Source organism: Rhizobium sp. BK418, assembly GCF_004341105.1.
Classification (GTDB): Bacteria; Pseudomonadota; Alphaproteobacteria; order Rhizobiales; family Rhizobiaceae; genus Rhizobium.
This window is the reverse complement of sequence record NZ_SLZK01000004.1, coordinates 503,621-524,621: the sequence shown is the minus strand read 5'-3', so window position 1 is coordinate 524,621 and position 21,001 is coordinate 503,621. Positions and strand designations below refer to the sequence as shown.

The window sequence follows — 21,001 nt, the reverse complement described above, 5'->3', positions numbered from 1 at the left end:
CGCGAACGCCCGCAGTCAGGTCCGGATGGTGGCTTTTACTGATTTTCCTTGGTCTGCCCCATGATTTCCTGTGCGGAGAAGTTGATGCCGCAGGTCGGGAAGGAATTGCCGACAAAAAAGTTGTCGGATTCCTTGGGATAGTAATCCTGGCCCTCCTTGAAATCGGGATCGGAGACGAGCGCTGTCGGCAGCTTCACGGCCTGGGGGACGACCTGCCCCTCGAGTGCCGCAATGGCCGTCTTGATCGCCACGGCAACCTGCGCCGGGCCGGTTCCGGCCGACGCGCATTTCAGGCCATCCGCCGCATGGGCGGCGCAGAACTTACGGAAGCCGTTCTCCGTCTCACCGCCGAAGGGCACGAAGGGATGCTTCGCATCGATCATCGCTTGCACGACGCCGGTATCACCGCCCTGCGCAGTGATGCCATCAAACGGACCGTTGGTGGCGATTGCATCGGCCGTCGCCTTCTGCGCTACACCATCATCCCACTTGCCGACCACTTCGGTGACGGTAAATTTCTTGCCGGAAGCATCAAGAGTCTCATGAATCCCGGTATGGCGATCGGTATCGACGGAGGTGCCGGCAACGCCGCGCACTTCGAGAATCTTGCCACCCTGCGGCAGGTGTTTCACCAGCCAATTGGCCCAGATGACGCCAAGGCCCTTCTGGTCGACGTTGACGTTGATCGCATCCTTGGTGTCGAGGATATTGTCGAAGGCGACGAGGACGACGCCGGCTTCCTTGGCGCGCTTGATGACGGGACCGAAGGCCGTCGGGTTCTGAGCGTTGACGACGATGGCATCATAACCGGCGTCGATGAAGTTGTTGATCGCGGAAATCTGGGCCGGAACGTCCTCGCCGGTCGATACGACCTTGAATTCTTTCAGCTTGGCGGCAACATCCGGCTGGGCGGCATAGGCTTTTGCCGTCTGAACCATCTGGATACGCCACGTATTGGCGATATAACCGTTGGCAAGTGCGATGCGGTAAGGACCTTCCTTCTTCGGATATTGCAGGAACTGGGTTTCGGCCGACCATGGAACCATGCAGTTCGGATCGGCGGCGGGGCCGGACACGACCTTTGGCGCTGCCATGGCCGTGCCGCAGAGCAGGACAAACGCCGACGCGGAAAACGCGGCGAGACGGGTCACCTTTGCTTTCTTCACCTTGAACATTGAATATCTCCTCCTCAGGCGGACCGGGCCGCTCCTCCTTAAAATCTTATTGGCATGTTGATTCCGGCAGGCTCCATCCCAACCTTTTCCGGCGCAATTTCAACGTAACACAGTTGACAGCGCTGTCAAATCGGATTTGCTAGCGCTGTCAACTGCAACCGCTCAAGAAAAATATTTCGCAACTGCGAGATAAATTACGAAGATGCATAACTTTACGTATGAAGCGAGGCAGACATGCGAAGAGTAACTTTGGACGATGTTGCGAACCTCGCGGGCGTCAGTCCGATCACAGTCTCACGCGCGCTCCGTAAACCCGACGCCGTATCGGAGGCGCTGCGACGGCGGGTCAATGCGGCCGTCCATGAGCTCGGCTATGTACCCAATATTGCGGCCAGCCGGCTTGCCTCATCACGAACGCATGCGATCGGCGTCATTGTGCCGACCCTCTACAATGTCATCTTTGCCGAATATCTTTTTGCGCTGCATGAAGTGCTTGTCAGCGCGGGCTTCCAGGTGATCGTCGTCAATAGCCGGTATTCAGAGCAGGAGGAAGAGAATGCCATCAAAGTACTTCTCGGGCAGCGGGTCGAAGCGATCATCATCGCCGGCATTCATCATACGCCACTTGCTCATCAGCTTCTGACGCGGGCACATCTGCCTGTCGTGGAGACATTCGAGCTGTCATCCCATCCAATCGACATCAATATTGGCATGTTGCAGGATCGCGCCGGGCAGGCAGCGACAACGCATCTCATCGACCGGGGCTTCACCCGTATTGCCTTTTTGGCAGGAAACCTTGACCATCGTTCTCAGTCCCGCTTCGACGGTTATCGTCTGGCGATGCAGGAAGCTGGCCTCCAGAACCTGGAGATCGTCACCCAGAGGCCGCGGCACAGCTCGGTCGCGCTCGGCGCCGACCTCCTGGCCCTCATGCACGAGCGAGGCAACCATCCGGAAGCAATCTTCTGCACTGACGACAACGTGGCACTCGGAGCCATGCAGGAGTGCCGCAAACGCGGCATTCGTGTGCCTGACGATATCGCCATCATCGGATTTCACGATCTCGAATTTTCCGCCTGCGCGTCCCCGTCCCTATCGTCGATCATGACGAGGCGTTTCGAGACGGGCAAACTTGCCGCCGAAAAGGTGCTGGCAGCTCTCGATTCCACGAACCGCCAGCCGCCGAACCAGATCGATCTTGGCTTCGAAGTCATCGCCCGCGAGAGTACGGGCGAGACCATCGCGATCTCCAGCTAAGCCGCAGCCCGATCCTCGCTCCTGGCGATCATGACGGGAACGCCCTTGTAACTTGGCGTGCCCGATTTGTGATCATAATGATCGAGGGCGATCACCGCGTTCATTTCCGGATAATAGCCGGCCACTGAACCGACTGGGATATTATACTCGACAGCCGTGAAACCCGTGACGGTTTTCCCGCCGCCATTGGTTGTGGCGGAGCGGATATCGATCCTATCTCCGTCTTGCAAGCCCCGTTCCGCAAGATCCTGGCGGCTCATGAAGATGACATCACGACGGCCAAAGATGCCGCGATAGCGGTCGTCGAGACCATAGACCGTCGTATTATACTGGTCGTGGCTGCGCAGCGTCGTCAGCACCAGAGTCGTGGGATCCTTCAAACGAGGATCTTCGTCGAGACCAGGAGCGACGAGGAAGTTTGCCTTTCCGCTCGCCGTCTTCCAGACGCGGTAGGAGGCAGGCACATCCAGGCGGAAGCCACCGCGGACACGCACACGGCTGTTGAACTCGTGAAAATCCGGGAAGACCACTTCGATCTTGTCGCGGATGCGATCGTAATTGGCGATCAGCCCGGTCCAGTCGATGCCGTATTTGCTGCCTAACGTCGCCATTGCGATACCGGCGATGATAGCTGGTTCGGATTTCAGCAATTCGCTCGGTGGCTTTAGAAAACCGCGCGAGGCGTGCACCATGGACATGGAATCTTCTACCGTTACCGACTGCGGGCCAGAGGCCTGGGTATCGAGGTCGGTCCGCCCGAGGCAGGGAAGAATGATCGAGGTCTTCGCAGTCAACAAATGCGAGCGATTGAGCTTGGTGGCGATGTGGACGGCAAGATCGAGCTTGCGCATGGCCTCGAATGTCACATCCGGATCGGACATGGCGACAGCCAGATTGCCGCCGAGGCAGATCAGCGCCTTGGACTGACCGGCGGCGATCGCCTCGATGGACTCGATCGCGTTGTGGCCCTTCTTGTCGGCAGGACGAAAGCCGAAGGCGCGCTCCATGCCATCGATCAGCGCCGTGGTCGGAATTTCGGTGATCCCGACGGTCCTGTCGCCCTGTACGTTGGAATGACCGCGCAGCGGGCAGAGGCCGGCGCCTGGGCGACCAACATTGCCGCGCAGCATCAGGAAATTGGCAAGCTGCTGGACATTTGCCGTGCCGTTGGCGTGCTGCGTGATGCCCATGCCGTAACACAGGATCACATTGCGAGCGTTGAGATAGACGTCGACAGCGCTGTTCAGCGCTTCCATAGTGAGGCCGGAAACGCTCAGGATCGCCGCCCAGTTGGTATTGACGAGGTCCTGCTTCAGGGCGTCGATGCCGACGGTATGTTCGGCAATGAAGGCTCGGTCGAGTACACCCTTGCCCCCAGCGGCGAGATCTGCCTCATCCCGTTCGAAAATCAGCTTCATCAGCCCCTTGAGCGCGGCAAGATCCCCGCCGGTGCGAACCTGATGATAGGCAGACGCAATGCGCGTCGAGGAGAAGGTCATCATTTCCACGGGGTTCTGCGGCGCGGCGAAGCGCTCCAGCGCGCGCTCCTTCAGTGGGTTGAAGACGATGATGGGCACGCCGCGGCGCGACGCCTCATGCAACGTGGTCATCATGCGAGGATGGTTGGTTCCCGGATTGTGGCCGAAGCTGAAAATCGCATCGGCATGGTCGAAATCCTCAAGGGTAACAGTACCCTTGCCAACGCCGAGTGACAGCGGCAGGCCGACACTGGTCGCCTCATGGCACATGTTCGAGCAATCGGGGAAATTGTTGGTACCGTAGGCACGAACGAAAAGCTGAAAGAGGAATGCGGCTTCATTGGACGCGCGGCCCGACGTATAGAACTCAGCCTCGTCGGGGCTTGCGAGCTTATTCAGTTCTGCACCGATCAGACTGAAGGCATCGTCCCATTCGACGGCTTCGTATTTGTCGGTGGCGCTATTGTATTTCAATGGATGCGTCAGACGGCCCTGGTCTTCGAGCTTATGATCGATCCAATCCCAAAGCTCCGAAACCCGATGTTCGGCAAAGAATTCCGGCGTGACACGACGGGCGGTTGACTCCCAGGTAATAGCTTTTGCACCGTTTTCGCAGAATTCAAACGAGGACGTGTGCTTCGGATCGGGCCAGGCGCAGCCGGGACAATCGAAACCTTCCGGCTGATTTGCCTTGAGCAGCGTGGCGCTCCCCTGTGCGATGATCTGCTGATGTTTCAGCGTCTTCGCCACTGCTTTCAGCGCATCCCATCCGCCGGCAGGATGTCCGTATTCCTCAACGCCTTTGGGACGTTCGTCGCTCATGTCAGCTCTCCGTCTTCAAAAATTACCCAACGATAACAGCAATGGACCGGGCCGTGCATCATACTGAGGCATAGGTAGCGTTGCTGCCGGCAAGGCGGATGTCGCCATCTCTTTCGAAGCCTCTCACTCGGATCAGACACTGCGCATACACAAAGCAGAATGGTGATTATTTAATCATTTCATGATTTGCCTAAAAATTTGACTCTCCTGCTTGTTCACTCTGCTGCATTGCGTCATAAATAAAGCATGAGCCGGCTCGACCTGACCATTCTCGTGATTGATGAAAACGCCATTCGCGCCTCCATTATCGAAGAGGGGCTGCGAGAGGCAGGCCATGCGCGCGTGACTGTCATTCACGAGGTTCAGGGCGTGGCGCGGATCATCGAGACACTGCGACCCGACGTGATCATCATCGATATCGAGAACCCCAACCGAGACATGATGGAGCATCTGTTCCAGCTTACCCGCACCGTCGGCCGGCCGATCGCCATGTTCGTCGATCGTTCTGACACGGCCTCGATCGAGGCCGCAGTGGATGCCGGCGTCTCGGCTTACATCGTCGACGGGTTGAAGAAAGAGCGCGTCAAACCCATTCTTGATATGGCGGTTAGCCGCTTCAATGCCTTCAGCCGACTACAGCGCGAACTTGCCGACGCCAAATCGGCGCTCGAAGAACGCAAAGTGGTGGAACGCGCCAAAGGCATATTGATGAAGATGCGTGGGCTGTCGGAGGAAGAGGCATTCACGCTGCTGCGCCAGACCGCGATGAACGAGAAGAAGAAGATATCCGACATCGCCCAGAGCGTCGTCACCGCGGCGGGGCTCCTGATGTGATGGCGGCTTCGTATGCTGATATCAGGAGGAAGCCGGAGTGAATATGATGATGACAAATCTCGACCCCGGCGCTGGCCTCCCCGCCCCTGCGCGTCTCAACGGCGAAGGTGACAGAACACTAAGAGCCGGTTTCATCCCGCTTGTGGATGCTTCCGTGCTGATCGCCGTCTCCGAATTCGGCTTCGCCCGCAAGGAAGGCCTGACGCTCGATCTCGTCAAGGATGTCTCCTGGGCCAATGTCCGCGATCGCCTTGCCTTCCGGCAATTCGATATCGCCCACATGCTCTCGCCAATGCCCGTTGCCTCGATGCTCGGCCTCGGCTCGAACCCGTCACCGACGATCACGCCCTTCTCTCTTGGGCGCGGCGGCAACGCGATCACGCTTTCAACCCGGCTGTTCGACAGAATGCGGGATACCGCCGGCCTTTCCGAGGCGGCGAGTGCGCTGGAAAACACCAAGGCACTTGCCAAGGTTCTGGCCGAGATGAAGGCGCGCAGCGAACCCTTGCCAACCTTCGGCGTCACCTATCCCTTCTCCTCGCACAATTACGAGTTCCGCTACTGGCTCGCCGCCGGCGGCATCGATCCGGACAAGGACGTCAAACTTGTCGTCGTGCCGCCGCCGTTGACATCGGATGCACTGGCGGCCGGGGCGATCGATGGGTTCTGCGTGGGAGCACCATGGAACATGGTCGCCTCGGAGCGCGGCGTCGGGCGCATCGTCGCCGCGAAGCAGGACATCTGGCCCTCTGCGCCGGAAAAGGTGATCGGCATGCGGCCGGAATGGGCCGAAACCCACCCCGAAACGGTCTCTCGCCTGATCGTCGCGCTTGACGCGGCCGCCCGCTGGTGCGATCAGCCGGAAAATCATGACGCTCTTGCCGAAACGCTCGCAGATGCCCGCTATATTGCTGCCCCGGTAAAGATCATTCGTCATGTGCTGGCGGGGGAATTCAGCCTCGATGCGAAGGGAACCCGGCGCGTCATCGACAATTATTTCATGTTCCATGCAGGATTTGCCAATTATCCGCGCACCAGCCAGGCGCTCTGGATTTACAGCCAGATGATCCGTTGGGGTCAGGCCGAACTCGGCCTCAACCCCGCTCGCGCCGCCGCCTCCGCCTATCGCCCCGATCTCTATCGTGCAGCCCTCGGGGAAGGCAGCGCTCCTGATGATGCCGACGTGCGCATCGAGGGCACGGACGAAGATGACCGCTTCATGGACGGCCACATCTTCGACCCCTCGAAGCTGCCGGACTATATCGCCGGTTTTACCGTCAAGAGCGCCCTACCCCTCTATTCCGGCAGCGATGAGATCTGATCTCATGCCTGTTTGCACAAAACGCCATCAAGGATCTGCGCCCGGCACACAAGGGCGCACAAAAGATTTGCACGAGCAGCAACAGCCCGAAAAACGGGCAAACGCTGAATCTTCAAAAAATCCTTTAGTTTCAACGCACTGTACCAACCGCCGAGAACTGGCACACGGTTTGCTTTGTTAATACTGCACTGGTCAAAGGCGATCGGAGCAGATGAGCGCGCAATAGGCGCTTACGGAGATACAGGAATACTCCTCAGGCCGTCTGGCGTACGGATCGCATGAGGCAGATAGGCCGAGAGGCCATGATTTGACGTCCAACGGCGGACGTCACCAGCAAAGCCGCTGATCAGGATATTTCGCGCAGCTCATACATGCGCGTCCTGACCAGCGGCTTTTTGTTTTAACCCCCAGCGATGAATCGGCACGACCTTGTCGGGCCACGGAGAAGCCATGTCTGTCATCAAGAAAGCGCAGCCCATGTCCGCCGGCGAACCAGCCAAAGCATTGTGGATCTCCACGATCGCCTTTACTCTCTGTTTTGCCGTCTGGACGATCTTTGCGATCATCGGCATTCGCATCAAACAGGAACTCGGGCTGAACGAAGCCGAGTTCGGGTTGCTGGTCGGCACCCCTGTGTTGACCGGTTCGCTCGTCCGCATCGTCCTTGGTATTTGGACGGGACGTTATGGCGGTCGTCTCGTTTATACGCTGACGATGCTTGCCGCAGCGTTGGCGACCTTCCTGCTTTCCTACGCCCACACTTATACTCAGATGCTGATCGCCGGCCTCGGTGTCGGGCTTGCCGGTGGTTCTTTTGCCGTCGGCGTCGCCTATGTCTCGCCCTTTTTCCCGGCGGAGAAACAGGGAACGGCGCTTGGCATCTTCGGCGCGGGCAATGTCGGCGCGGCCGTGACCAAGTTCGCGGCCCCCTTCGTGCTGATCGCATGGGGCTGGCAGGCAGTTGCACAGATTTGGGCGGTCGGCCTTGCGATAATGGCAATCGTCTTCTGGTTCACCACGACAGATGATCCGGCTTTCCGTCTTCGCCGCGAACGTGGCGTCGCCTCGAAGAGCCTAGCCCAAGAATTCGCACCGCTGCAGAACCTTCAGGTTTGGCGCTTCTCGCTTTACTACTTCTTCGCCTTCGGCGGCTTCGTCGCCCTGTCCTTGTGGCTGCCGCGTTATCTGGTCGGCGTCTACGGCTTCAACCTGGAAACTGCCGGCATGGTCGCGGCTGCCTACTCTATTCCGGGCAGCATCTTCCGCGCCTTCGGCGGTGTACTGTCAGACAAGAAGGGCGCGCGCAGCGTGATGTATGCGATGTTTGCCGTGTCGGCTGTCGCCACCCTCATCCTGTCGTTGCCAGCTGCTGCCATCACGCCTGTCATCTTCATCGTCGTCATCTTCGTGCTCGGCTTCTTCATGAGCCTCGGCAAAGCGGCGGTCTACAAGCACATTCCCGCCTACTACCCAGAAAGCGTCGGCGCCGTCGGCGGCATCGTCGGCATGATGGGCGGTCTCGGGGGCTTCATCCTTCCGATCGCCTTTGGCCTGCTCAAGGATATGACCGGCCTCTGGTCGAGCTGCTTCCTGCTGCTCTTCGCAATCGTCGCGATCTCGCTCATCTGGATGCACCTGTCCGTAAAGCAACTGTCGCGCCAGGGGCACTCCGCGCCCGTGCCTGCAACCTGATCCAAGGACCTGTAAATAATGACTGAAAAACTCGTCATCATCGGCAATGGCATGGCGCCCGGGCGCATGCTGGAACATCTCTTCGAACAGGCGCCCGGCCGCTACGACGTTACGATCTTCAACGCCGAGCCTCGCGTCAATTACGACCGCATCATGCTGTCGCCAGTCCTTTCGGGAGAAAAGGACTACGAGCAGATCATCATTCACGGCGACGGTTGGTACATCAAGCACGGCATTACGCTCTACAAGGGCCACAAGATCGTCAACATCGATCGTATCGCAAAGACCGTCACGTCGGATCATGGTGTCACTGAAAGCTACGACAAGCTGGTGATTGCTACCGGCTCGGTACCCTTCATCATTCCCGTTCCCGGCAAAGATCTGCCCGGCGTCATCACCTATCGCGATCTTGACGACGTGCAGGCCATGCTGCTGGCAGCGCAGTCGCGCGAGAAGGCCATCGTCATCGGCGGCGGCCTGCTCGGACTTGAAGCGGCTGCCGGCCTTGCCCAGCGAGGCATGGATGTCACCGTGCTGCACGTCATGCCGACATTGATGGAGCGCCAGCTCGATCCCGCCGCCGGTTACCTCCTGCAGAAGGCGGTCGAAGAGCGCGGCATCAAGGTAGTCTGCAAGGCCAATACCAAACAAATCATCGGCAACGGCAAGGTGGAAGGCGTCGAGCTCGATAACGGCACGATCATTCCGGCGACGCTTGTCGTCATGGCGGTCGGCATTCGTCCGAACGTTAATCTCGCCAAGGATGCCGGGCTCGCCGTCAACCGCGGCATCGTCGTCGACGCCGGCATGCAGACTTCGGATGGTAATATCTACGCGCTCGGTGAATGCGCCGAGGTGGGCGGCATGGTCTATGGCCTCGTTGCACCGCTTTATGAAATGGCCCGGGTTGCTGCCGCCCATCTTTCCGGCGATACGAAGCCAGGTTTCGTACATTCCGACACGCCGACAAAGCTCAAGGTCACCGGTATCGAGCTCTATTCTCTCGGTGATTTCGCCGATGGCGATGACCGGCAGGAAATCGTACTGCGTGATGCGACCGCCGGCGTCTATAAGCGCCTCGTGCTCAAGGACAATCGCATTATCGGCACAGTGCTTTATGGCGAAACGTCCGATGGCGCCTGGTTCAACGATCTTAAGAAAAAGGCGGTCGACATCTCCGACATGCGCGACACGCTGATTTTCGGCCAGGCCTACCAGGGAGGGTCCCCGCTGGACCCTATGGCGGCCGTTGCAGCCTTGCCGGATGATGCGGAAATCTGTGGCTGTAACGGCGTTTGCAAGGGGAAAATCACATCAACAATCACGGCTAAGGGGCTGACGTCGCTTGACGATGTGCGCGCCCACACGAAGGCCTCCGCCTCTTGCGGCTCCTGCACCGGCCTTGTTGAACAGCTGATGTCGCTGACGCTCGGCGACACCTATAATCCGAAGGCCGTCCAGCCGATGTGCACCTGCACCGAGCTTGGCCATGACGATGTGCGCCGCCTCATCAAGGCGAAAAAGCTGAAGACCATACCCGCTATCATGCAGGAACTGGAATGGAAGACTTCAGGCGGATGCGCGAAATGTCGCCCGGCACTCAACTACTACCTCGTTTGTGACTGGCCCGACGAATATGCCGACGATTACCAGTCGCGCTTCATCAACGAGCGCGTTCACGCCAACATTCAAAAGGACGGCACCTACTCCGTGGTGCCGCGCATGTGGGGAGGCGTCACCAGTTCCGGTGAATTGCGTGCCATCGCCGATGTCGTGGACAAATTCTCAATCCCCATGGTCAAGGTGACGGGTGGCCAGCGCATCGACCTTCTCGGCGTCGAAAAGGAAGACCTGCCGGCCGTCTGGGCCGATCTTGGCAAGGCCGGTTTCGTCTCCGGCCAGGCCTATGCCAAGGGCCTGCGCACGGTGAAGACCTGTGTCGGCTCCGACTGGTGCCGCTTCGGCACGCAGGATTCCACCGGGCTCGGCATCCGGATCGAGAAATTCATGTGGGGCTCCTGGACGCCGGCCAAATTGAAGATGGCAGTGTCGGGATGTCCGCGAAACTGCGCCGAGGCGACCTGTAAGGATATTGGGGTCATCTGCGTGGATTCCGGCTTCGAGATCCATTTCGCCGGCGCCGCGGGCCTCGACATCAAGGGCACCGAAGTACTCGGCCTGGTCAAGACCGAGGACGAAGCGCTCGAACATATCGTGGCGCTGACGCAGATGTACCGTGAACAGGCCCGTTATCTCGAGCGCATCTACAAATGGGCCAAGCGCATCGGCCTGGATGAAATCCGCCGGCAGATCATGGAGGATCACGACAAGCGCAAGGCCTACTACGAGCGCTTCGTCTTCTCCCAGAAATTCGCGCAGGTCGATCCTTGGTCTGAGCGTGTCTCCGGCAAGGACAAGCACGAATTCCGGCCGATGGCGACCATCGGTTTCAGTCAGGCAGCCGAATAAGGAGAACGATCATGAACTGGCACCCGATCGGCGATATCTCGGATATCCCGCTGCGCGGTTCGCGCTGCGTCAAGACCCCGCATATGAACATCGCCGTCTTTCGCACCGGCGAGGATGAGGTCTATGCGATCGAAAACCGCTGCCCGCACAAAGGCGGGCCGCTTTCAGAGGGTATTGTGCACGGCAATGCCGTCACCTGCCCGCTACACAACTGGGTGATTTCGCTGGAAACCGGCAAGGCGCTTGGCGCCGATGACGGCGCGGTGCGGACGATCCCGCTCAAGAACGAGGGAGGCTCGCTTTATATCGCACTCGAAAGCCTGATGATGGCGGCCGAATGATGGAGAAGGAGGTCAAGACCACCTGTCCCTATTGCGGCGTAGGCTGCGGCGTGATCGCCAAGGTGGACGAGGCAGGCAGCGTGACCGTGAAAGGCGATCCCGAGCATCCGGCCAATTTCGGCCGGCTCTGTTCCAAGGGGTCAGCACTTGCCGAAACGATCGATCTCGACGGCCGCCTCCTGCATCCGGAAATCGAAGGCAGGCAGGCCGAATGGGACGAGGCCCTTGATCTTGTCGCGCAGCGTTTTGCCGACACCATCGCCGAATTCGGGCCGGACTCTGTCGCCTTTTATGTGTCTGGGCAGTTGCTGACCGAAGACTATTATGTCGCCAACAAGCTGATGAAAGGCTTTATCGGCTCGGCCAATATCGATACCAATTCCCGCCTCTGCATGTCCTCTTCGGTCGCCGGCCATCGCCGCGCTTTCGGATCCGATACCGTGCCGGGCCTCTATGAGGATCTGGAACTTGCCGATCTCGTCATCCTGACCGGCTCGAATCTCGCCTGGTGCCATCCCGTTATTTACCAGAGGCTGGCAGCCGCCAAAGCGGCCCGGCCCGGCCTGAAGATTGTCGTCATCGATCCGCGCCGGACGATGACATGCGATATCGCCGATCTGCATCTGGCCATAAGGCCCGACGGCGACGTGGCTCTCTTCATGGGACTGCTCGCCCACCTCGCGGCGAGCCCCTCCATCGATCAGAACTATATCGGCGCCTATACGGAAGGTTTCGGCGCGGCCTTTGCCGCTGCTGCAGCGCAGACATCCGATGAACTGCTCGACCGGACCGGCCTGCCGGCTATGCAGGTAAGAGAGTTTTTCCGTCTGTTCGAGACGACCGAAAGGGTTGTCACTTGCTATAGCCAGGGCGTCAACCAGTCCGCTTCGGGCACCGACAAGGTGAATGCGATCATCAATTGCCACCTGGCGACCGGCCGCATAGGCCGGCCCGGCATGGGGCCATTTTCGCTGACGGGACAACCAAATGCCATGGGTGGGCGCGAGGTCGGCGGGCTTGCAAATATGCTTGCCGCCCATATGGCGATCGAACGTGCCGATGATCGCGACCGGGTGCAGCGCTTCTGGAACGCACCCGATATCGCCGCAAAACCCGGCCTGAAAGCTGTCGACCTGTTCCGGGCGGTCGAGGATGGGCGCGTCAAGGCGCTCTGGATCATGGCGACCAATCCCGTCGTCTCCCTGCCCGATGCCACCAGGGTCGAGGCGGCGATTGCAACCTGTCCTTTCGTCGTCGTGTCCGACATCTTACAAAAGACCGATACGACACGACACGCCCATGTGCTCCTGCCATCGCTCGGCTGGGGCGAGAAAGATGGCACAGTCACCAATTCGGAACGTCGCATATCGAGGCAACGTCCTTTTCTCGACCCGCCGGGCGAGGCACGTGCCGACTGGTGGCAAATGGCCGAAGTCGGCCGCAGGATGGGCTTTTCGGCAGCCTTCGACTATGCCTCGCCGGCTGATATTTTCGCCGAACATGCAGCCCTTTCCGCCTTTGAGAATGACGGCAGCCGCGACTTCGATGTCGGCGCCTATGCGGAGACGAGAGCACCAGCCTATGATGCGCTGAAACCATTCCAGTGGCCGCAGCCTTTAGGAGCGGAGAAAAGAGAAACGCGGTTCTTCGCCGAAGGTGGCTTTTTCCACCCCGATCGCAAGGCGCGCTTTATTGCCGTCGATGCTCCGGCAACCGACAGAACGGATGCAGCCTATCCTTTCACGCTGAACACCGGGCGGATTCGCGACCAGTGGCACACGATGACACGCACAGGAAAGAGCGCGCGACTGTCTTCCCATATCGCCGAACCTTTCGCCGAAATTCATCCGCGCGACGCGATGGAGCTCGGCGTGGCGGATGCGGCTCTGGTTCGGGTCGAAAGCGCTTACGGAAAGGCTGTCATCCGCGCGCTAGTGACGGAGCGGCAGGCGCGCGGCAGCATCTTCGTACCGATGCATTGGAGCGACCAGAATTCCGCACAGGCGCGGATCGGCGCCGTCGTCAATCCGGCAACCGATCCGCATTCCGGTCAGCCGGCTTCTAAGAATGTTGCTGTCGCCATCGGCCGTTATCGCGCAGATTATTATGGCTTTGCCGTCAGCGCGGCCAAACCAGAGGTTTCCGATGCGGACTATTGGGCGCTTGCGAAGGCAGATGGTGGCTGGCGGCTGGAACTTGCCTTCAACAATGGGCACGAAGACTGGACGGCATGGTGCAGGCAGATCTTCGCCATTCCCGACCATGTCGAGCCAATAGGCTATGCCGACCGGCAATCGGGAGACCGGCGTATTGCCTTTTTCGATGAAGAGAGGCTGCTTGCAGCGCTCTTCCTCGCTAGAGGGCCGGTTGCCGTTGCGCGTAACTGGGCGGTGTCGCAGTTGACGGCAGATCACCGTGATCAGCGCCGCCGCTTTGCCATCATTGCCGGCCGACCGGGTGCCGACAGGCCCGATCCGGGAGCGACGGTCTGCTCCTGTTTCAGCATCGGCGTCAACCAGATCGTTGCCGCCGTACGTTCAGGCTGCCGCAGCGTTGAGGCGATCGGAAACGAACTGAAAGCCGGCACCAATTGCGGTTCGTGCCGCGCCGAAATCAGGGGGATCATCAATGCCTGTGTTGCAGATGCTGCCGAATGAGATTGCCGAGCGGGCGCCTGCCCGCATGGCGCCGCTCGCCAAGCTGCCGGTTTTCTGGGCGCTCGCCGGACAACGGGTCATCGTCGCGGGCGGCTCCGACGCCTGCGCCTGGAAAGCGGAATTACTCGCTGCCTGCGGCGCGCAGGTTGAGATCTATGCCGACCGGCTCAGCGAAGCCTGTGCTGCTCTCGTCGAACGCGGTTCCACGCATCCGGAAAGCGCGCTCATCCATCGTCACACAGTATGGCACGAGGATATATTTGCGGGGGCAGCACTTGCCGTTGCCGATTGTGAAGACGAAGCCGACGCCCGGCAGTTCTTCGAGGCCGCGAAGCTGGCCGGTGTCCCGGTCAACGTCATCGATAAGCCGGCTTTCTGCCAGTTTCAGTTCGGCTCCATCGTCAACCGCTCCCCAGTCGTGGTGTCGATCTCGACGGATGGCGCGGCACCCATCCTCGCGCAAGCCATTCGCCGCCGCATCGAAACGCTGCTGCCTTCATCTTTGAAGTCATGGGCGACTCTTGCCCAATCGCTGCGTGATGAGATTGCTCTTCGCTTGAAACCCGGAAGAGAGCGTCGCGCTTTCTGGGAGCGCTTTGTCGATCGCGCCTTTGCAAGTGTACCGACTGAGGCCAGTGCACTCGATCTGCTCGCCGAGACGCAACGGCGAGCTCACACACGTCCGGTTGGACGCGTGACGCTTGTCGGCGCCGGCCCCGGCGACGCGGAGTATCTGACGCTGAAGGCCGTGCGGGCATTGCAGGCGGCCGATGTCATCCTCTTCGACGATCTGGTGTCGGACGAGGTTCTCGAACTTGCGCGGCGTGAAGCAAAGCGCCTGCTCGTCGGCAAGCGCGGCGGCCGAACCAGCTGCCGGCAGGAAGATATCAACGAGATGATGCTGACCTTCGCCACGGCCGGCAAGAATGTCGCCCGGCTGAAATCCGGCGACCCTATGATCTTCGGCCGCGCCGGCGAGGAAATCGCCTATCTGAGACAGCATGATATTCCGGTCGAGGTGGTACCTGGCATTACGGCGGCGAGCGCTATGGCGTCGCGGCTCGGCATTTCCTTGACACATCGCGATCATGCGCAAAGCGTACAGTTCGTCACCGGCCATTCGCGCCACGGCGAGCTGCCGGAGACGATCGACTGGCAGGCGCTTGCAGACCGAAACAAGACCACGGTCTTTTACATGGGTGGCCGAACAGCCGGCGCCATACAGACGAGGCTGATCGACGCTGGTCTCGATGCAGGAACGCCGGTTGTGATCGTCAGCTCTGTTGCCAACAGCGACGAGCGGCGCTGGGCCGGCAGTCTGGACGGCCTTTCTTCGGCCATGGCGGAAATGGGCCTCGACCGGCCAGTATTGATCGGCGTCGGGAATGTTTTTGCCGCTTGCGACCTGACGGCTGAAGCCAATCTGCCGTTCTTTGCCCAGGCTTAAGGAAACGCCGGAACGCTAAACAAAAGCTTGTGTTGGCAAACTCACGCAACGGTTACGCCATTTTGCAGCAACGCCTTGAGATCACGAACGGGCGGCGCCCCAAACTGGCGGGCATATTCCCTCGTGAACTGCGTGACGCTCTCATAGCCGACGGAATACGCAGCCGAACTGGCCGGAATGCCTTCCGAGATCATCTGCCTTCGCGCCTCGATCAGGCGCAACTGCTTCTGGAACTGAAGTGGTGACAATGTGGTGACTGTGCGAAAATGCTGATGAAATGACGAAAGGCTCATGCCCGCCGTCTCGGCAAGCTCATTCACCCGTAAGGGACGAGCGAAGCCTTCGCGGATGACGGCAACAGCACGACCAATTCTCTCCGCGTGGCTATCTGTCTGACCGAGCGCCCGCATTGGTGCTCCGTGCTTGCCGGTCATCAGCCAGAAGTGCATCTCCCTTAGATGCTGCCTCGCCAGGATCGGCATGACTGAGGGCCGATCGATGAGGCCCATGAGCCTCGTGGCGATGTCCGCGACCTCGGTTTCCGTCGGGTCTACGCTAACGGGTTTCGAGGTCGAAGCTGTCATTGGACCAATTTCCGAACCCAGTTCGCGAATCATGGCGAGGTCGAGTTCTAGAACGAGAGAATAATAGGGAGCAATGCGGCTTGCCGTTGTGATTTGGCTCACCGTGGGGACATCCGCGGTGATCAGGAGGCTATCCCCTGCTCCGAAGTCGAATGTTTCCGACCCGATGCTCACTCTCTTTCGACCCTGGAGAACCAGCGCAACCAGAGGCCTGTTGATCGCAAACTGGATTTCGCTTGGGTTCAAGGCGCGGATAGCCGTGAGACCGGCGATCGGGGTTACTGCCGCTCCGAAGCGATCGACGTTGACGTCTGCATGACGGCGGACGATATCCAGCAAACTCATTACACCCCCTGCGACAATGGAGAAAAAGGCAAGTCGAGTTTGTCGCCGGCCTTCGGCAATGCCAGATTAGCAAGCCTTCGAGCCATACTGCAAGCAGGCGAGACGGTGGCATGCTTCGCTTTCGGATAAATAGGCAACTCGTTTGGAGAAATAGGCAGCAGTTCCAATCCAGTTGAGAGCATAGTGCTGATCAGCAATCAGCACAAAAGGAGTTGACCTATGACGACGATCTCAATTGTAACAGGCGGCAGCCGCGGCCTTGGACGTAACACCGCCATCAGCATCGCCAAGCATGGTGGCGATGTGATTTTGACCTACCGAAATGGCGCAGAAGAAGCCAATGCCGTTGTGGCCGAAATAGAAGCTCTCGGCCGCAAGGCGGTGGCGCTGCAGCTCGACGTCGGTACCACATCGGCGTTCCCGGCCTTCGCGGAAGCCGTTCGATCCGCCCTGACGGTTACCTGGTCGCGCACCAATTTCGATCATCTCATCAACAATGCCGGTCATGGTGAGATGGCGGCTTTCGCGGAGACCACGGAAGTGCAATTCGACAATCTCTTCAATGTCCACGTCAAGGGCGTCTTCTTCCTGACCCAGACCCTGCTCCCGCTCCTTGTCGATGGCGGTCGTATCGTCAACTTCTCGTCCGGCCTCACCCGCGTTTCCTACCCGGGGTTTTCGGCCTACTCCGCAGCTAAGGGAGCGGTCGAAATCCTCACGCTCTACCTGGCGAAAGAGCTCGGAAGTCGCGGCATCACAGCGAATACGGTCGCTCCGGGCGCGATTGCGACAGACTTCCTGGGCGGCGCGGTTCGTGATACGCCGGCCTATAACGAGGCATTCGCAAACATGATCGCCCTCGGCCGTGTCGGGTTGCCCGACGATATCGGCCCGATGGTCGCCAGCCTGATTGGGCCTGACAACGGCTGGGTCACGGCACAGCGCATTGAAGTGTCCGGCGGTCAGAACATCTAGTCAGCCAGGGGCGGTTCGGCGTTACGCGGGACCGGCCTCGTATATCTTCAATGCATCTGCCCTCCCCGAGAAGATCTTGTTCCTCGACGTTGGGAAGGTTATGCGCTTCAATACTCGCGTCGTCGAGGGGCCAAGGCGGATTTGGTTCTGCTGTCCTCGGTCCTGAGCCAGTGTTTGTTACACTCTAGGGCGGGTTCGTCACACGTCACTGATCTAACTCAGTGACAACGGTATTTATTTGGCTCAAACATTTTTGCGTCATTGTCCGATTCCCTGTTAGGCGACACGAGATCTCACATGTCTTCGAGACTGAATCGCAAATTGCAAATGCCCCGCCGCGACGACCTTGGCCTTCTGACAATTGCCAACGGCTCCGGCCTCTCAATATCCGCGCTGTCGAACGGCGCGCTCTTTTCGATCGACTATGTCGATAGCCTTGGATCGGTGCAGATCAACCAGATCCAGGGCTCGCCGCTTTCCGGCGGCGTCGGGCGCCTATACCTGCGGGTCGGCGGCAAGAAGCCTGCCGTTGCAGAGATCGTTGGGCCTCGGGCGCGCGGTCGCTTCGGCCACAGCGAGACGGGTTTTTCCTGGAGCGGCGATGTCGGAGACATCCGCTATCAGGTGAGCCTGCTGCTTGCTCCTTCCGAGACGACGTGGTTCTGGCAGGTCACGCTCACGCATTCCGGCAAGGTGACGCTACCGGCCGATCTCGTACTGGTTCAGGATATCGGCCTCGGCGACCGCGGCTTCCTGATGAACAGCGAGGCCTATGCCTCGCAATATATCGACCACCATATTGCTAAGCATCCGGCATTCGGCTTTGTCGTAATGAACAGGCAGAACCTCAAGCAGGGTGGCGGGCGCAATCCCTGGCTCGCGCAGGGCTGCCTCGAAGGGGTCGCCGCCTATGCCACCGATGCAATCCAGCTCGTGCAATCAGCCGCCCGGAACGACGATCTGCTGGTCGGCCCGTTCGGCACGGATCTGCCAAGCCAGCGCCGTCAGCATGAACTTGCCTGCCCTGCCCTCCAATCCCAGCCGCTCTCTGTATCGTCCGAGGGGGTGACCGCGACCTTCTTCGGCCTGTTCCTCAACGATCATCCGGCGGCGTCTGACGACACCGACCTTTCCCGTCTCGACCTTCTGGGCACAGTGGAAAAGAAAGCCTCCGGTTCGGCCGAGCAAGTGCCGCCGCGCAGCATCCTGCAGGACGCCGGCCTGCTGGCGGCCGAAACGCTTGACGACAAGGCGCTCAGCCGCCTCTTTCCCGATCGCATGCTCGAAGAGCGGATAGACGGAAAGCTCCTGTCCTTCTTCGTCCCAGAAGGGGCCCTCAACCGGCATGTCGTGCTGCAGGAGAAGGAACTGAAAGTGGCACGCCGCCATGGCGCGATCGTGCGCAGCGGCCAGAACATGCTGCTCGACGACGTCACGCTGGCGTCGACCTGCTGGATGCAGGGCATATTCGCTGCACAGCTGACGATCGGCAACACATCGTTTCACAAGCTGTTTTCCGTCTCGCGCGATCCGTATAACCTGACGCGAACGAGCGGATTGCGCATCATCGTCGATGCCGGCCAAGGCTGGCAACTGCTCGGCGTCCCCTCGGCCTTCGACATGGGCCTCAGCGACTGCCGCTGGCTCTACCGTCTCAAAGACCGCACCATCACTGTGACGGCCACAGCCTCCGGCGAGGATCCCGCCATGCAATGGGCGGTCTCTGTCGAAGGCAAGCCCTGCCGTTTCTTGATCTTCGGCCATCTCGTTCTTGGCGAGCGTGAATATGACACGAGCGGCTACGCCGAATTCGACGACGACGCCAAGCGCATTCTCTTCCGCCCGGATCCGCACTGGCTCTGGGGCGAACGTTTCCCCGACGCCAGTTACTGGCTGGTGAGCTCCAAGCCTGATGACATCGAGGCGATTGGCGGCGACGAACTCCTCTATGAGGATGGCGTGGCCCGCAACGGTGCCTTCATTGCCCTGCGATCCAGGGAGACGCAGTCGCTCTCCTTCGCTATCGTCGGCTCGATGACGGATAAGGCAGAGGCTGAGCGTCTTGCGGAGCGTTATGCACGCGGCGTGACGCAGGAAGCAATGCTGACACCGGCACTGCGCTTCTGGCAGCACACGATCCGTGGCTTGGCGCTCGACAAGCCCAAGGCCGACGCTCAGGCGCATGTGGCGATGCTGCCTTGGCTGGCACATGATGCAATCGTGCATCTAAGCGTGCCGCATGGGCTCGAACAATATACGGGTGCCGCCTGGGGCACGCGCGACGCCTGCCAGGGACCGGTTGAATTCCTGCTCGCCTATGAGCATGATCGCGAAGCCAAGGAGGTCGTGAAGACGGTCTTCAGCGAACAGTACGTCGAAAAAGGCGACTGGCCGCAATGGTTCATGCTGGAGCCCTATTCCAACATCCGTTCCGGCGACAGCCATGGCGATATCGTCGTCTGGCCGCTGAAGGCGCTTTGTGACTATATCGAAGCGACCGGCGACCTTGCCATCCTCGATGAAAAGGTCTCTTGGCGCGATGACAAGACGATGGGCAAGGCGCCTGCCGATACGATCTCCGTGCACGTCGACAAGCTCCTTGACGCCGTGCGTGAACGCTTCATTCCCGGCACGCATCTAATCCGTTACGGCGAAGGTGATTGGAACGATTCCCTGCAGCCGGCCGATCCGCATCTGCGCGACTGGATGGTGAGCAGCTGGACCGTTTCCCTGCTCTATGAGCAACTCGTGCGCTATTCCGCGATCCTTCGCCGTGTCGGTCAGGGCGCGAGCGCTACGGAATTGCGGAAGATCGCCACCGCCATGCGCCGCGACTTCAACAAGCACCTCATCCGCGATGGCGTCGTTGCCGGCTACGGCATCTTCGATCCGTCCCACGACGGCGTCGAACTGCTGCTCCATCCCGACGACAAGCGCACGGGACTGCATTACTCGCTGATCTCGATGACGCAGGCTATGCTCGGTAAGCTCTTCACGCCGGAACAGCGGCAGGAGCACATGAAGCTGATCGAAAGGCACCTGCTCTTCCCCGATGGCGTGCGCCTGATGGAAAAACCTGCGACCTATGCCGGCGGTCCGGAAACACTCTTCCGTCGCGCGGAGTCCTCATCCTTCTTCGGTCGCGAGATCGGCCTTATGTATGTGCATGCGCATCTACGCTATTGCGAAACTCTTGCCATTGCCGGAGATGCCAATGCGCTGTGGAAGACGATAAGCCTCGTCAATCCTATCGCCGTCACAGATGCACTGCCGAATGCATCGCTGCGCCAGCGCAACACCTATTTCAGCAGCAGCGACGCCGCCTTCCATGACCGCTATCAGGCAATGCGGGAATGGGATCAGGTCAAGAAAGGTCAAATCGACGTCGATGGCGGCTGGCGCATCTATTCCAGTGGCCCCGGTCTCTTCACTCGCAGCTTCGTCGAAAACATCCTGGGCCTCAAACGCCGCTTCGGACGGCGCAAGCATGTGCCACTGCTGCCGTCGTCCGCCTCGATCACGATCAAGACGGATCATGCGCCCTGGCGCCAACTGAAAACTCCGTCAAAGACGCCGAAGCGGAAAGGTTAGCCTCGTTTCACGT

The 21,001-nt window shown here is 59.7% G+C and carries 13 protein-coding genes; 10 read left to right on the top strand and 3 right to left on the bottom strand.

Translation table 11 applies throughout. The features are described from left to right. Positions 1-35 precede the first annotated feature (35 nt). A complete protein-coding gene (locus tag EV281_RS19275) occupies positions 36-1,175 on the bottom strand; it encodes a sugar ABC transporter substrate-binding protein (protein ID WP_132655199.1) in 1,140 nt (379 codons plus the stop codon). A 234-nt stretch (positions 1,176-1,409) separates the two neighbouring features. Between EV281_RS19275 and EV281_RS19270 the strand changes: the two genes are divergently transcribed. Beyond that, positions 1,410-2,432: a LacI family DNA-binding transcriptional regulator gene (locus tag EV281_RS19270; RefSeq protein ID WP_132655197.1), complete on the top strand. Its 1,023-nt coding sequence runs from the start codon at positions 1,410-1,412 to the stop codon at positions 2,430-2,432. On the opposite strand, the gene EV281_RS19265 is transcribed toward EV281_RS19270, so the two are convergent. Then, complete coding sequence (locus EV281_RS19265) at positions 2,429-4,732, bottom strand: FdhF/YdeP family oxidoreductase (protein WP_132655195.1); 2,304 nt, start codon at positions 4,730-4,732, stop codon at positions 2,429-2,431. The two genes, EV281_RS19270 and EV281_RS19265, sit on opposite strands and share 4 nt — an antisense overlap. Positions 4,733-4,978: 246 nt before the next feature. Here EV281_RS19265 and EV281_RS19260 point away from each other — a divergent pair, with 246 nt between their 5' ends. From EV281_RS19260 to cysG, 7 genes are all read left to right on the top strand, one after another. Further along, positions 4,979-5,566, top strand: coding sequence for an ANTAR domain-containing response regulator (locus tag EV281_RS19260; protein WP_132655193.1), 588 nt, complete (start codon positions 4,979-4,981; stop codon positions 5,564-5,566). Between the two features lie 46 nt (positions 5,567-5,612). Further along, on the top strand, positions 5,613-6,887 hold the full coding sequence (locus EV281_RS19255; protein ID WP_132655449.1) for a CmpA/NrtA family ABC transporter substrate-binding protein: 1,275 nt from the start codon (positions 5,613-5,615) through the stop codon (positions 6,885-6,887). Between the two features lie 450 nt (positions 6,888-7,337). Continuing rightward, positions 7,338-8,579, top strand: coding sequence for a nitrate/nitrite transporter (locus EV281_RS19250; protein WP_132655191.1), 1,242 nt, complete (start codon positions 7,338-7,340; stop codon positions 8,577-8,579). Between the two features lie 18 nt (positions 8,580-8,597). After that, positions 8,598-11,048 (top strand): nitrite reductase large subunit NirB, encoded by a 2,451-nt coding sequence (nirB, locus tag EV281_RS19245; protein ID WP_132655189.1) that lies wholly within the window; start codon positions 8,598-8,600, stop codon positions 11,046-11,048. 11 nt (positions 11,049-11,059) lie between these two features. Beyond that, positions 11,060-11,389, top strand: coding sequence for a nitrite reductase small subunit NirD (gene nirD / locus EV281_RS19240; protein WP_132655187.1), 330 nt, complete (start codon positions 11,060-11,062; stop codon positions 11,387-11,389). Further along, a complete protein-coding gene (locus tag EV281_RS19235; protein ID WP_132655447.1) occupies positions 11,389-14,046 on the top strand; it encodes a nitrate reductase in 2,658 nt (885 codons plus the stop codon). Before nirD ends, EV281_RS19235 begins: the two co-directional genes overlap by 1 nt. Further along, on the top strand, positions 14,018-15,493 hold the full coding sequence (gene cysG / locus EV281_RS19230) for a siroheme synthase CysG (protein WP_132655185.1): 1,476 nt from the start codon (positions 14,018-14,020) through the stop codon (positions 15,491-15,493). The genes EV281_RS19235 and cysG overlap by 29 nt, the downstream gene beginning before the upstream one ends. Before the next feature lie 41 nt (positions 15,494-15,534). On the opposite strand, the gene EV281_RS19225 is transcribed toward cysG, so the two are convergent. Beyond that, a complete protein-coding gene (locus EV281_RS19225; RefSeq protein WP_132655183.1) occupies positions 15,535-16,422 on the bottom strand; it encodes an AraC family transcriptional regulator in 888 nt (295 codons plus the stop codon). A gap of 219 nt (positions 16,423-16,641) precedes the next feature. Here EV281_RS19225 and EV281_RS19220 point away from each other — a divergent pair, with 219 nt between their 5' ends. Both EV281_RS19220 and EV281_RS19215 read left to right on the top strand, forming a co-directional pair. Next, positions 16,642-17,397 carry an SDR family oxidoreductase gene (locus EV281_RS19220; protein WP_132655181.1) on the top strand — a complete coding sequence of 252 codons (756 nt, stop codon included), beginning with the start codon at positions 16,642-16,644 and terminating at the stop codon, positions 17,395-17,397. Between the two features lie 297 nt (positions 17,398-17,694). Beyond that, positions 17,695-20,988, top strand: coding sequence for a cellobiose phosphorylase (locus EV281_RS19215; protein WP_132655179.1), 3,294 nt, complete (start codon positions 17,695-17,697; stop codon positions 20,986-20,988). Positions 20,989-21,001 lie beyond the last annotated feature (13 nt).

Coding starts and splice junctions, on each gene's coding strand:
- EV281_RS19275 (WP_132655199.1), bottom strand. CDS start 1,175: ATGTTCAAGGTGAAGAAAGCAAAGGTGACCCGTCTCGCCGCGTTTTCC.
- EV281_RS19270 (WP_132655197.1), top strand. CDS start 1,410: ATGCGAAGAGTAACTTTGGACGATGTTGCGAACCTCGCGGGCGTCAGT.
- EV281_RS19265 (WP_132655195.1), bottom strand. CDS start 4,732: ATGAGCGACGAACGTCCCAAAGGCGTTGAGGAATACGGACATCCTGCC.
- EV281_RS19260 (WP_132655193.1), top strand. CDS start 4,979: ATGAGCCGGCTCGACCTGACCATTCTCGTGATTGATGAAAACGCCATT.
- EV281_RS19255 (WP_132655449.1), top strand. CDS start 5,613: ATGATGACAAATCTCGACCCCGGCGCTGGCCTCCCCGCCCCTGCGCGT.
- EV281_RS19250 (WP_132655191.1), top strand. CDS start 7,338: ATGTCTGTCATCAAGAAAGCGCAGCCCATGTCCGCCGGCGAACCAGCC.
- nirB (WP_132655189.1), top strand. CDS start 8,598: ATGACTGAAAAACTCGTCATCATCGGCAATGGCATGGCGCCCGGGCGC.
- nirD (WP_132655187.1), top strand. CDS start 11,060: ATGAACTGGCACCCGATCGGCGATATCTCGGATATCCCGCTGCGCGGT.
- EV281_RS19235 (WP_132655447.1), top strand. CDS start 11,389: ATGGAGAAGGAGGTCAAGACCACCTGTCCCTATTGCGGCGTAGGCTGC.
- cysG (WP_132655185.1), top strand. CDS start 14,018: ATGCCTGTGTTGCAGATGCTGCCGAATGAGATTGCCGAGCGGGCGCCT.
- EV281_RS19225 (WP_132655183.1), bottom strand. CDS start 16,422: ATGAGTTTGCTGGATATCGTCCGCCGTCATGCAGACGTCAACGTCGAT.
- EV281_RS19220 (WP_132655181.1), top strand. CDS start 16,642: ATGACGACGATCTCAATTGTAACAGGCGGCAGCCGCGGCCTTGGACGT.
- EV281_RS19215 (WP_132655179.1), top strand. CDS start 17,695: ATGTCTTCGAGACTGAATCGCAAATTGCAAATGCCCCGCCGCGACGAC.